Source organism: Aeromonas molluscorum (assembly GCF_051376105.1).
In the GTDB taxonomy this organism is placed as follows: domain Bacteria; phylum Pseudomonadota; class Gammaproteobacteria; order Enterobacterales; family Aeromonadaceae; genus Aeromonas; species Aeromonas molluscorum.
In genome coordinates, this window is sequence record NZ_JBPQCY010000001.1 from 1,107,100 (window position 1) to 1,120,026 (window position 12,927).

The 12,927-nt window shown below is 61.8% G+C and carries 9 protein-coding genes; 6 read left to right on the top strand and 3 right to left on the bottom strand.

From position 1 onward, the window contains the following. Nucleotides 1-76 precede the first annotated feature (76 nt). From ACSMDR_RS05220 to ACSMDR_RS05240, 5 genes are all read left to right on the top strand, one after another. Complete coding sequence (locus tag ACSMDR_RS05220; RefSeq protein ID WP_436467457.1) at nt 77-1,783, top strand: glycoside hydrolase family 9 protein; 1,707 nt, start codon at nt 77-79, stop codon at nt 1,781-1,783. Continuing rightward, nucleotides 1,776-2,675, top strand: a complete 900-nt coding sequence (locus tag ACSMDR_RS05225) for a glucosamine kinase nucleotide-binding domain-containing protein (protein ID WP_436467459.1) — start codon at nt 1,776-1,778, stop codon at nt 2,673-2,675. Before ACSMDR_RS05220 ends, ACSMDR_RS05225 begins: the two co-directional genes overlap by 8 nt. Beyond that, complete coding sequence (locus tag ACSMDR_RS05230; protein ID WP_436467461.1) at nt 2,660-4,528, top strand: beta-N-acetylhexosaminidase; 1,869 nt, start codon at nt 2,660-2,662, stop codon at nt 4,526-4,528. The genes ACSMDR_RS05225 and ACSMDR_RS05230 overlap by 16 nt, the downstream gene beginning before the upstream one ends. Before the next feature lie 226 nt (nt 4,529-4,754). Further along, nucleotides 4,755-6,308 carry a methyl-accepting chemotaxis protein gene (locus ACSMDR_RS05235; RefSeq protein WP_436467463.1) on the top strand — a complete coding sequence of 518 codons (1,554 nt, stop codon included), beginning with the start codon at nt 4,755-4,757 and terminating at the stop codon, nt 6,306-6,308. A gap of 211 nt (nt 6,309-6,519) precedes the next feature. Then, nucleotides 6,520-6,870, top strand: a complete 351-nt coding sequence (locus ACSMDR_RS05240; RefSeq protein ID WP_436467466.1) for an MGMT family protein — start codon at nt 6,520-6,522, stop codon at nt 6,868-6,870. 47 nt (nt 6,871-6,917) lie between these two features. On the opposite strand, the gene ACSMDR_RS05245 is transcribed toward ACSMDR_RS05240, so the two are convergent. Beyond that, entirely contained in the window at nt 6,918-7,085 is a 168-nt protein-coding gene (locus ACSMDR_RS05245) for a hypothetical protein (protein ID WP_005899115.1), read from the bottom strand. A gap of 103 nt (nt 7,086-7,188) precedes the next feature. Then, nucleotides 7,189-9,810, bottom strand: coding sequence for a type I DNA topoisomerase (topA, locus tag ACSMDR_RS05250; protein ID WP_436467468.1), 2,622 nt, complete (start codon nt 9,808-9,810; stop codon nt 7,189-7,191). A gap of 362 nt (nt 9,811-10,172) precedes the next feature. On the opposite strand from topA, the gene astB reads away from it, so the two are divergent. Further along, on the top strand, nt 10,173-11,510 hold the full coding sequence (gene astB, locus ACSMDR_RS05255) for an N-succinylarginine dihydrolase (protein ID WP_436467470.1): 1,338 nt from the start codon (nt 10,173-10,175) through the stop codon (nt 11,508-11,510). A gap of 97 nt (nt 11,511-11,607) precedes the next feature. Here astB and sohB read toward each other — a convergent pair whose 3' ends face one another. Then, complete coding sequence (sohB, locus tag ACSMDR_RS05260) at nt 11,608-12,615, bottom strand: protease SohB (protein WP_436467472.1); 1,008 nt, start codon at nt 12,613-12,615, stop codon at nt 11,608-11,610. Nucleotides 12,616-12,927: the final 312 nt, after the last annotated feature.

Genomic DNA, 12,927 nt, shown 5'->3' on the forward strand with positions numbered 1-12,927 from the left:
GGTCGCGGAGCGAGGATGACCTCATGCCTGCGCAGCCCATCCCCCTCTGCGCCCTTCCCCGAATGTTGAGGTATCGATGGAACTGCTAGTCAATCAGGTGGGTTACGAGTGTCAGGGCCGCAAGCAGGCATTGCTGCAGACCCGCCCCGGTCATATCCAGGGGGGCCTGGCACGATTGCTGCCGCTGACCGGCGGCCCTGCCCTGTTTGAGGCACAGCTCAATGAAGAGGTCAGCGTCCCCGGCTGGCAGCAACGGGCCTTCTGGGCCATCGACTTCAGCGCAGTCACCCAGGCCGGCGATTACCGGCTCGAGGTGATCACGGCCCATGGCATAGTGCGCTCAGCGCGCTTTCGGCTGGGTGAGCGGTTACTGACCCAGCACTGCTTATCTGACGTCATTCACTACTTCAAGGGCCAGCGTTGCAGCGGCCAATATGACAAGGCCGACAGGGCCGCCCCCCTGCTCGGCAGCGAGCTGCGCCGTGACGTGCACGGCGGCTGGTATGACGCCAGCGGCGATGTCAGCAAGTACCTAAGCCACCTCTCCTACGCCAACTACCTCAATCCCCAGCAGACCCCCTTGGTGGTCTGGAGTCTGCTGCGCAGCCGCGAGCTGCTGGGCAGGCGCAGTGACATCGACAGCCGCAATCTGGGTAAGCGCCTCGAAGATGAGGGGTTGCATGGCGCCGACTTCCTGTGCCGCATGCAGGATGAATCCGGCTTCTTCTACATGACGCTGTTTGACAAATGGAGCAAGGACATCAACCAGCGCGAGCTGTGCGCCTATGCCACGCAACAGGGACTCAAGTCCGACAGCTGGCAGGCGGGGTTTCGCCAAGGAGGGGGGCTGGCCATCGCCGCCCTTGCCCGCGCCGCCCGCGCTGCTGTAAGTGGTGACTTCGCACAAGCCGAGTATGGCGAGGCGGCCCGGCGCGGTTACCTGCACCTGCGCGAGCACAATCTTGCTTATCTGGATGATGGCCAGGAGAACATCATTGATGAGTATTGCGCCCTCTTGGCCGCCGTCGAGCTGACGCACAGCTTCGGGGATGAGTGGCGGGCCGAGGCCCGCCACTGGGCCGAGCGGCTCGGTGCCCGCTTGCGCCCCCACGACGAACTTGGCCACTACTGGAGCGCAAACCAAGATGGCTCGCGCCCTTACTACCACGCCGCCGAAGCCGGTCTGCCGGTGCTGGCCCTGCTCGAATACCTGGCGCTGGAGACAGACCCAAACCGCATCGCCAGGGCCGAGCTCATCGTGCGCCAGGCCCTGCTCGCCGAGCTGGCCCTGACCGGGCGTCCCGGCAACCCCTTCGCCCTCGCCCGCCAGTATGTGAAAGGGGTCAATGAAGCGGCGAGAGTCAGCTTCTTCATGCCCCATCACAATGAATCAGGTTACTGGTGGCAGGGGGAGAACGCCCGGCTGGCATCCCTGGCCGCCGCGGCCTTTGCCGCCGCCGCCCGGCTGCCGGATTTGGCTGCATCCCTCGACGCCCACGGCCAACGGCAACTGGACTGGATCCTGGGGCTCAACCCCTTCGATGCCTGCATGCTCATCGGCCATGGCATCAAGAACCCGGGCTACACGGCGGGCTATCCAAGCGCCCCTGGCGGTATCTGCAACGGCATCACCTCGGGTTTCGAGGATGAGGCCGAGGTCGCCTTCATCCCGGATGAATACAAGGATCGCCTGGATCAGAACTGGCGCTGGGGCGAACAGTGGATCCCCCACGGCGCCTGGTTTGCCCTGGCGATCTGCTGGCAGGAGGCTCGCCATGACTAAGCACCCTGCGTTGCCCGACAACATCGCCTACTGGGTCGGCGTCGATGGCGGCGGCACCCATACCCGGGCTCGCATTCGAAACCAGAAAGGCGAGCTGCTCGGTGAGGGCCGTGCTCCCGGCTCCAATCTGGAACTCGGTATCGATCTGGCCCAGCGCCATGTGCTGGGAGCGGTGCGTGATGCCATGACGGCGGCCCAGCTGCCGGACTCGGCCCTGGCCCGGATGAGCGCCGGATTGGCGCTGGCCTCCGCCGAGCTTGAGAGCTGCTATCGCGACTTCCTGGCCCAACCCCTGCCCTTTGCCGAGACCAGGCTGATATCGGATGCCTTTGGCGCTTGTCTGGGCGCCTTTGGGGGCGGCGAGGGGGCCATCCTCATCGCCGGCACCGGCTCGGTCGGACTCATTTTCCAGGGAGGCCGCATTCGCACCTGCTCGGGGCGCGGTTTCCCCATATCGGATCTGGGCAGCGGTGCCTGGCTGGGCCTGCGGGCCATCCAGCAATCCCTGCTCTGCCACGATGGCATTCTGGCCCCCAGTCTGCTGGCGGTGCGCCTGCTCGACCACTTCGGACGGGATCAGGCGGCGCTGGTTCGTTGGGCGGCCCAGGCGATACCGGCCGACTATGGCCGCTTCGCCCCCTGGGTATTCGATGCGGCAACGGACGAGGACTCCCTCGCCCAGGCCCTGCTGAGTGAAACCCGGGATCAGCTCGAGACCCTGATTGGCGGCATGCTGGCACAAGGTGCCAGTCAGGTCGCCCTGCTCGGTGGCATAGGGGAGCGGCTGCGCCCTCGCCTCGGCCACCTTCCCCTTGTCACCCCGCAGGCGGACGCCCTGGAAGGCGCCATCCTCTTTGCGAAACGGAAGGAACTGCCATGTCTACACCCCTGATCACCATTGCCGTCGAACGCCGCGATGATGAGGACATCTGGATCTTGTTGACCCTGGACAGGCTGCCGAGCGAACCCTGGCAGCTGCACTTCTGCCTCGGTCGTCAGGTAGACGCCAGCAGCTTGCAGGGGGGAGAACTCATCCACCAGAGCGGCACTTACAAGGTGATAGCCCCCCACGCGGGGAGTCGGCAGCTGGCACTGTGCTGTCGCAAGACGGCATTCAAACACCTCACCGACATGCCGCAGGGTTTCTTCCTCAGTCTGCCCGAATCCCAGGATGGCCCGCAGATCATCCCCGTCACAGTGGCCAGCCAGGAGCTTGGCCTCGAATCCCCCGCCGCCACGCAGCCGGAACTGGCCGAGGTCGACAGCGAGCACGGCATAGTGCCCCAGCCCCGCCGCCTGGTGCGCGTTGAGGGCAGCTACTTTCGTCTCGCCGAGCGTGCCCATGTCAAGGGGCCGGGCAATCTCACGGTCTTGCTTGGCCATTTCAACGAACTGACCTCCCTGGCCCTGGAGCAGGATCACGACGCCGAGATAACCCTGCTGCACGCCAGCCTGGCCGATGAAGCCTATCGCTTGCACATCACGCCTCAAGGGGTCGAGATTGCCGCCGCTGGGACTGCGGGCTGGCGTCATGGCCTGGTCAGTCTGGCTCAATGGTATCTGCAGCATGGCGAGAGCCTGCCCTGCATCGAGATCGAGGATGAGCCGCGCTTTAATCTGAGGGTCATTCATCTCGATTGTGGCCGTCACTTCCAGTCGATGGCGAGCCTCAAGCGCCTGCTCAAGCAGATGAGTCTCTACAAGTTCAACCGCTTCCACTGGCATCTGACCGATGACGAGGGCTGGCGCCTCGAAATCAAGGCCTTCCCGGCCCTGACCGAGGTGGGCGCCTGGCGTGGCCATGGCTTGGCCGTCGGCCCCCAACTCAGTGGCGGCGCGGCGCGCTACGGCGGTTTCTACAGCCAGGCCGAGGCCCGCGATCTGGTTCAATACGCAGCGAACCTCGGCATCGAGGTGATCCCGGAGATCGACATCCCCGGTCACTGTCATGCCGCCATCAAGGCGCTGCCCGACCTGCTCGTCGAGCCGGGAGATCACTCCCGCTATCTGTCGGTGCAATTTTTTGACGACAACGTGCTCAACCCGACGCTGCCCGGCACCTATCAGTTCCTCAATCAGGTAATGGATGAGGTGTGCGAGCTGTTCCCGAGCACACTGGTGCACATGGGGGGCGATGAAGTGCCCCACGGGGTCTGGACCGACAGCCCGGCCTGTCAGGCGCTGATGCAGCAGCAGGGCTATCGGGACATCCGAGAATTGCAGGGTCACCTGCTGCGCCACTGCCAGGACTATCTCGCGGCCAAGGGGCGGCAGATGGTGGGCTGGGAGGAGGTGTTGCAAGGGGACAAGGTTGGCAAAGAGGCCATCATCTGCGCCTGGACCAGCTTCCAGGCGGGTTTGGACGCCGCCAGTCAGGGTTATCCTGTGCTGATGGCCGCCGCCCAGTACCTCTATCTGGATCTCGCCTGCAACGACAACATTGACGAACCTGGCCTCTACTGGGCAGGCACACCCAATCTGGAGCAGGTCTACTCCTGTGACCCTGCCCCAGCCGATTTCCATGCCAACGATAACATCCTGGGGGTACTGAGTCCCCTGTGGTCCGAGCTGGTCCATACCCGTGACCGACTCGACTATATGCTGTTCCCACGCATGCTGGCCACGGCGGAAGTCGCCTGGAGTCTGCCGAGTGACAAGGATTGGGCGCACTTCTGTGCCCGGTTGCCCGGCCAACTGGCGATACTCGACCAGCAGCAGGTGCGCTACCGGACACCGCAAAGGTAATGTTGTCACTCTGTTTGGCGGTCTGCGCGGCCGCCTTTTTTTATCCCGTCACCAACCTCTTGTTTACTTCTCTGCATCAAAAGGCATACACTTCGCACGGTTTTTAACGTGCCATATGGATACATTTTATCCACTTTTTCTGCACTACGCCTAAATAGCCATTAACCTATCTCAATTGACGCCGATATCAGTAATACCGTTCGCCCCATACGAAAGGAACTCTCCCATGTCCAGTCAACCGGCTCCCCTGATCGACCAGGAAGTGAGCTTCCCTGCCTCGGTCCAGCTCGTCTCCATCACGGACTTGCGCGGGGTGATCACCTATGCCAATCCGCACTTCTGCGAGGTCGCCGGTTATACCCAGGAGCAGCTGATTGGTCAGCACCACAATCTGGTACGCCACCCCGAGATGCCCAAGGCCGCCTTCGCCGATCTCTGGCAGCAGCTCAAGGCGGGCAAGCCCTGGCGCGGCATGGTCAAGAACCGTTGCCAGGATGGCCGCTACTACTGGGTCGATGCCTACGTCACCCCCCTCTATCAGGAGGGCAAGATCAGCGGCTACCAGTCGGTTCGCTGCAAACCCACCCCTGCCCTGATCCAGCGGGCCAGCGTCATCTACCGCACCCTGTGCCAAGCGGAACAGGGCGCAAAGACAATAAGAGTCTCCTTTACCAGCCTGCGGCCCTGGCTGGCGCTGGCTGGTCTCGCGGCCCTGATGTGGCTGGCCTGGCAAATGGCCGGGGTTACGGCGATGCTGTTGATGCTGTTGCCCTTGCTGCTGCTCGGTCTCCTCTATCGCGATGAGTTGATCGGCACCCGTCGCTATCTGCGCGGGCTGCGCCGCGACTATGACAGCCTGACCCGCCAGGTCTATTCGGGCGGGGAGGCGGCGGCCATTGCCGATTTCCACCTCAAGATGGGCGAGGCGCGGCTCAATACCGTCCTGGGCCGGGTCAATGATGCCACCCAGCCGCTGCAGCAACTCGCGCACTCCCTCAAGCTCGCCTCGGGTCAGGCCTGCAGTGCCATCATCGAGCAGGATGCCCAGACCCAGCAGATGGCGGCCGCCATGACCCAGATGGCCAGTACGGCCCAGGAGATAGCTCGCAACATCCAGGATTCCCACGGTCAGGTGGACGAGGCCCGCAGCCGATGCCTGCAGACCGATGATCAGCTCACCCAGACCGAACGCCAGATAACCACCCTGACCGGCCAGGCCGAGCAAGCTTATCAGGCGGCCGTGAGTCTGGCCGAGGAGTCGGCGCGGATCGGTACCCTGATGAGCGAGATCCAGGGCATCGCCGATCAGACCAACCTGCTGGCTCTCAACGCCGCCATCGAGGCCGCCCGCGCCGGTGAGCAGGGTCGCGGCTTCGCCGTGGTGGCCGACGAAGTACGCACCCTCTCCACCCGCACCCACAAGGCAACCGAGCAGATCCAGGGCAGCATCAATCAGATCCAGCAAACCCTGAAGCACTGGCAGGAGATGATGCAGACCAACTTGCAGCAGACCCGGACCTGCGCCGAGTTGACCCGCCAGGGCTCGAGCAGCCTGCATCAGGTGCTGGAAGAGATAGAGCAGGTCAGTGCCTGCGGGGCCCAGATAGCGGCAGCCGCCGAGCAGCAGCAAGCCGTGGTCGAAGAGATCAGCCGCAACATCAATGCGATCTCCGAACACTCACAGCACAACAGCCACAAAATGCGCGAGGTCGATGAGGTAAGTCAGGCACTGCTCAACCAGTCCAGCCAGCTCAAAGGACTGAGCCAGACCTTCGGCTGAACATGCTCCCATGACGACAAAGGCGCCACCAAGACGGAGCCTTTGTCACACTTGCCCAGCCAACGACAAAGACGCCACCAAGACGGAGCCTTTGTCACACTTGCCCAGCCAACGACAAAGACGCCACCAAGACGGAGCCTTTGTCACACTTGCCCAGCCAACGACAAAGACGCCACAATGGCGCCTTTGTCGTTATGGGGAATGCACCGCCATGCAAGAAACGGAAACCGGGCTCACCAAGCAGGCCAGGATAGAGGCCATACTGGCGCTGATACCGGCCGGTCGGGTGGCAAGCTATGGTCAGGTGGCGGATCTCGCCGGTTTGCCGGGCCGGGCTCGTCTGGTTGGCAAGGTACTCAGAGAGACTCAGAAAACCCTACCCTGGCATCGCGTGCTGGGCGCCGGGGGCAAGATATCCCTGCCCAAGGGGTCGGTGGGTTTTGACGAGCAGACGGGGCGCTTGCAGCAGGAGGGAGTGCCAGTGATGGGTGGGCGGGTCAGGATGAAGGAGTGGCAATGGCAGCCCGATCTCGCCGAGCTGCTGTTTTTGATCCCCTTCTAGGGCCCATTGCGATGAGGTGGCGCTCATGACAAGCCATTTTACAGGGCTCATCCCTCGCGAGATGAGAGGATCTCGTCGCTGCGAACCTGGACGGGTATGGTTTCCGCCTCTCGCTGCAACAACACCAGCTGGCTCTGCCGGTCGACCTCCAGCACATAGCCAATCCCCTCTCGCGTCAGGCAGCTCATGCCTGGCCGGATCTCGTTGATATCCATCTTCGACTCCTTGTCTTGCCTGCCGCTACCTTGCAGCTTTTGCAGTATATCCCCATAAACGAAAAAGGCCCCGCGTTATGCGGGGCCTATCGGCATTGAGGGATCAGGCCTTCTTGGCCTTGGCCAGACTCTCCTGCCATTTGCCATTGTCGTAGTGGGCCGTCCAGCCTGTCGCCTTGCCGTTCACCTCGGTCATCACGTACTGCTCCTTGGTCTTGCGACTGAAGCGGACGATGGATGCGTTACCGTCAGGATCTGACGCCGGGGCATCGGCCAGGTACTGGTGCTTGGGCGAGAGCCGCTCCTTGAAGCGTTTGAGCTCCTCCACCAGCGGTGCCCGCGTCTCCCGGGATTTCGGGAAGTTGCTGGCCGCGAGGAAGAGGCCCGCCGCACCATCTCGCAGCACAAAGTACGCATCGGACTGAGTGCATTTGAGCTCTGGCAGCGGCACAGGATCTTCTTTTGGCGGTGCAATGTCGCCGTTTTTCAAGATCTTGCGCGTGTTCTTGCAGCTCTCGTTGGTGCAACCCATGTACTTGCCGAAGCGGCCGTTCTTGAGCTGCATTTCGCTGCCACAACGGTCGCAATCTATGCTGGGCCCTTCGTAGCCCTTGAGCTTGAACTGGCCCTTCTCAATTTCATAACCCTCACAGTCCGGGTTGCGGCCACAGACGTGCAGTTTGCGGGTCTCGTCGATGATGTAGGCATCCATGGCGGTGCCGCAAACGCCGCAGCGGTGCTTGGCGCGCAGTGCCTCGGTTTCGGCCTCTTCCCCATCGGCCGCGGAGACGAACTCGTCCGCCGAGACCAGGTTGATGGTCTTCTTGCAGCGCTCTTTGGGCGGCAGGGCATAACCGGAGCAACCGAGGAAGACCCCCGTCGTGGCGGTACGAATCCCCATCTTGCGGCCACAATCCGGGCAGTCGATGTCGGTCAGCACCATCTGGTTGGCGCGCATGCCCCCCTCTTCATGGGGCTTGTCCGCCTTGGCCAACTCCTCGGTGAACTCGGCGAAGAAGGCATCGAGTACGTCCTTCCACTCCTGCTCCCCCTGAGCGACCTCATCGAGCTTGTTCTCCATCTTGGCGGTGAACTCGTAGTTCATCAGCTCGACGAAGTTCTCCACCAGGCGATCGGTGACTATCTCACCCATCTTCTCGGCGAAGAAGCGGCGGCTCTCGACCCGCACATAGCCCCTGTCCACTATGGTGGAGATGATGGAGGCATAGGTAGACGGGCGGCCAATACCGCGTTTTTCCAGCTCGCGCACCAGGGCCGCTTCGGTGAAGCGGGCGGGCGGCTTGGTGAAGTGCTGACGGGGATCCAGCTTGATAAGCTTCAAGGCCTCACCGACAGTCACGGCCGGCAACTGGGTATCTTCACCCTTGCGGCCCATCGGCGGCATGGCCTTGGTCCAACCGGCAAAGCGCAGAATACGGCCACGGGCTTTCAGCTCGAACTCACCGGCCTTGACGGTCAGGGTCGAGGCATCGTACTGGGCCGGGGTCATCTGACAGGCGACAAACTGGCGCCAGATGAGGTCATAGAGCCGCACGGCGTCCGACTCCATTCCTTCCAGCTCGCTGGTAGTCAGAGTGACGTTGGAGGGACGGATCGCCTCGTGCGCCTCCTGGGCCCCGGCTTTGGAGCCATAGTGATTCGGCTCGCTTGGCAGATAAGGGGCGCCGTACTGGGTCGTGATGTACTCGCGCACCGCCTCGACCGCCTCTTTGCTGAGGTTGGTTGAGTCGGTACGCATGTAGGTGATGTAACCCGCTTCATAGAGACGCTGAGCCATCATCATGGTCTTCTTCACCCCAAAGCCCAGGCGAGTCGAGGCAGCCTGCTGCAAGGTAGAGGTGATGAAGGGGGCTGACGGCTTGGAGCCGGTCGGCTTGTCTTCGCGGCTGATGACCTTGTATTCGACCCCGTTCAGGGCGGCCAGAGCGGCATCGGTCTCGGCCTTGGTCACCGGCTTGAAGTCGGCGCCATTGCGGCTGAGCACTTCCATGCGCAGGGATTCATCCCCGGCAGTCATCAAATCGGCATGCAAGTCCCAGAATTCCACTGGCACGAACGCCTTGATCTCGCGCTCCTTGTCGACGATGAGACGCACGGCCACGGACTGTACCCGGCCTGCGGAGAGGCCACGAGCCAGCTTTTTCCACAAGAGCGGGGAGACCATGTAACCAACCACCCGATCCAGGAAGCGTCGGGCCTGCTGGGCATTGACCCTGTGCATGTTCAGCTCGGACGGCTGGGAAAATGCCTCCTGGATGGCGCTCTTGGTGATCTCGTTGAACACCACTCGCTTGTAGCGACTCTCGTCACCGCCGATGATCTCGCGCAGGTGCCATGCAATCGCCTCCCCCTCTCTATCCAAGTCGGTTGCGAGATAGATGGTGTCGGCCTTGGCGGCGAGACTCTGCAGTTCACTGACGACTTTCTCTTTGCCGGGCAAAATCTGGTAGTTAGCCTGCCAGCCATTGGTCGGATTGATCCCCATGCGGGCAAACAAGGCGTTGCGATCCTTGGCCGCCTTCTCGGATTCGCTGAGCTTGATGCCGCGAATAACGGGTTTCTTGGGTTCGCTGCTGGCACTGCCGCTGGTCGGCAGGTCGCGGATATGACCGACGCTGGATTTCACCACGTAGTCTTTACCCAAGTATTTATTAATGGTCTTGGCCTTGGCCGGAGACTCTACGATGACCAGTGATTTGCCCATGCTGTAACTTTTATCCTCGTTGCACCCGTCGGGGTTGGTGTGCGGTTTTGTGGGGCTGTATAAGAGATTTGACGCCAAAAAGCAATCTTGGCGACAACTTTGCTTACCATGGCTAACCGCATCGCTTCTTTATTTATTAATGCGAAGCCGAGCCGCCGGACGCAACCGCTTTTTCATTTTTATGCCGCACATCGCCGTTTTTTATATCCGAAACAACATAACAAACCGCCCTCGTAACATAACAAAGCACTTTCGTTATCAGCTTGTTACAACAGACAAAATCTCTTTATAATGGCCACATCCCGCAGCTTTGTGCGCGGAAGGAACCGCAACCCATATAAAAATCGAAAGGATGTACTCTGATGAAGCACTTCGAGGTTAACTTCGACGGCCTGGTTGGCCCGACCCACAACTACGCCGGCCTCTCCTATGGCAACGTCGCCTCCCAGAGCAACGCCAAGGAGGCGTCCAATCCGAAGGAAGCGGCCAAACAGGGCCTGCGCAAGATGAAGGCGCTGACTGAGCTTGGCATGACTCAAGGGGTACTGGCGCCCCAGGAGCGGCCGGATCTCGCCACCCTGCGCCGCCTTGGCTTCACCGGATCCGATGCCCGGGTGCTGGAGCAGGCCGCCCGTCAGGCCCCCGCCGTGCTGGCCGCCTGTTTCTCCGCCTCCAGCATGTGGACCGCCAACGCCGCCACCGTCTCGCCGAGCGCCGACACCCAGGATGGCCGCATCCACTTCACCCCGGCCAACCTGACCAACAAATTCCATCGCTCCCTCGAGCCCGACGTGACAGGGCGCATCCTGCGCGCCGTCTTCCCGGGGGATCGTCACTTCTGTCACCACAGCCACCTGCCGGACAATGATCACTTCGGCGACGAGGGCGCAGCCAACCACACCCGCCTGTGCCGCGCCTATGGCGAGGCGGGCGTCGAGTTGTTCGTCTATGGCCGCAGCGCCTTTGACGTATCCCAACCTGCGCCCAAACGCTATCCGGCGCGCCAGACGCTGGAAGCGAGTCAAGCCGTCGCCCGCCTCCATGGCCTCGGTGAGGAGACCGCCGTCTTCATCCAGCAGAATCCGGAGGTGATCGATCAGGGGGTGTTTCATAACGACGTGATCGCGGTAGGCAACCAGAATGTGCTCTTCTTCCACCAGCAGGCTTTCCTCCATACCGAAGCGGCGCTGGCCGAGGTACGCACCAAATTTGGCGAGGGCGAGCTGCACTTTATCGAAGTACCCACTGCCGAGGTGTCGGTACAAGATGCGGTGAAGTCCTATCTGTTCAACACCCAGGTCCTGACCCTGCCCTCCGGCGAGATGGCGATCATCGCCCCCACAGAGTGCCGCGACAATCCGGCCGTCTCCGCCTACCTGAGCAAACTGCTAACCCAGGGCACCCCCATCAAGCAGGTGCACTTCATGGATGTGAAGCAGAGCATGCGTAACGGTGGCGGCCCCGCCTGCCTGCGACTGCGGGTTGCCATGAACGACGCCGAGCTGGCGGCGGTCAACCCGGCCTGCCTCATCAATGACGGCCAGTTTGCCCGCCTCGATGCCTGGGTCGAGAAGCACTACCGCGACAGCCTGGCCCTGGATGACCTGCGCGATCCCGCCCTGGTGCAAGAGTCCCGCACCGCCCTTGATGAGCTGACCCAGATCCTCAAACTCGGCTCCGTCTACCCCTTCCAGCGCTAAACCGCCAGGGGCTTGAGCCAAGCCGTCAACGAAAAAGGCCGGACAAGTGTCCGGCCTTTTTGTATGGGTGCATGCTCGCGCCAGCCTGCTTCGCGCATTAGCGCCAGGGACTCTGCTGCCAGAGCCGCTCCAGCCCCTGAACCAGCCCCAGAGCCCCCTGCTGGCCCAGTTTCTGGGTCAAAGACTTGGGCTTTTGGAAGCAGAGTCCAACCAGATGCCGCTCTTGCGCACGGCGCAGCAGATAGTCATCGCTGGTACAGAGCTCATCCACCAACCCCAGATCCTTGGCATGGCCGGCAAGCCAGTGCTCCCCGGTGGTGACCTTGTCTATGTCAAGGGCCGGGCGATGGGCTGCCACGAAATCTTTGAACTGCTCATGGATGGCCCCCAGCTCCTCGCGAAACTTCTCCCTGCCAGATTCGTCATTCTCGCCGAACATGGTGATGGTGCGCTTGTACTCGCCTGCGGTGTGCATCTCGAATTCAATGTCGTGCTTTTTCAGCAGCTTATTGAAATTGGGCATCTGAGCCACCACGCCGATGGAGCCGACGATGGCAAAGGGAGCCGCCAGTATCCTGTCAGCCACGCAGGCCATCATGTAGCCACCGCTAGCCGCCACCTTGTCGATGGCCACCGTCAGGGTGATCTGCTTGTCGCGCAGTCGCTGCAACTGAGAGGCTGCCAGGCCATAACCGTGCACCACGCCGCCGCCGGACTCAAGACGCAGCAACACCTCGTCACCAGGCTGGGCGACGCCGATCACGGCGCTCACCTCTTCCCGCAGGGAGGCAACCTCCCTGGCATCCATGCTGCCATGAAAGTCCATCACGAACAGACGACGCCGCTCATCCCCCTGCTTGCCACGCTGCTTGCTGCGCTCTTTTTGCTGCTTTTCGAGCTGTTTGCGCTCCTGCTTGCCAGCCAGAGAGGTTCGCAAGCGGTTTTGGGTCTGCTCCAGCTCGGCGGAGAGATCCCTTATCACCAGCTCGCCCTTGCGGGACTTGGGGTGGCGCGCGCTGACCAACATCAGGATCAGGGCACCGATGGCCAGCAAGAAGGTGAGTGTCTTGGCCAGAAACAGGCCGTATTCGCTCAGAAATGCCACAGAAAACTCCGTTGAGAGTGAAAATTTTTTCCATTCTAGGGAGTTTGCCCAAAGGGCGCAAAGGCTGTCACCAGCCTCCAGGCGGAGCAACACGGGGGGCTGGCCACGTCCTTGACACCAGGTTTACCTCAGGGGAAGGTGTGGAAAACCGTGCATCAATAGGGCCATTGCCCGCTTTTCTTGCGGTTATTTACTGGCAAGCGCCTCGTTTTCTTCACATTTTTACCCTGCCGCACTGGTCAAACCGCCAACCCCCTCAGTACACTTGCCCGGATAACACCAGCCGATTGCTCAGCAGGAGTGGTCAATCGG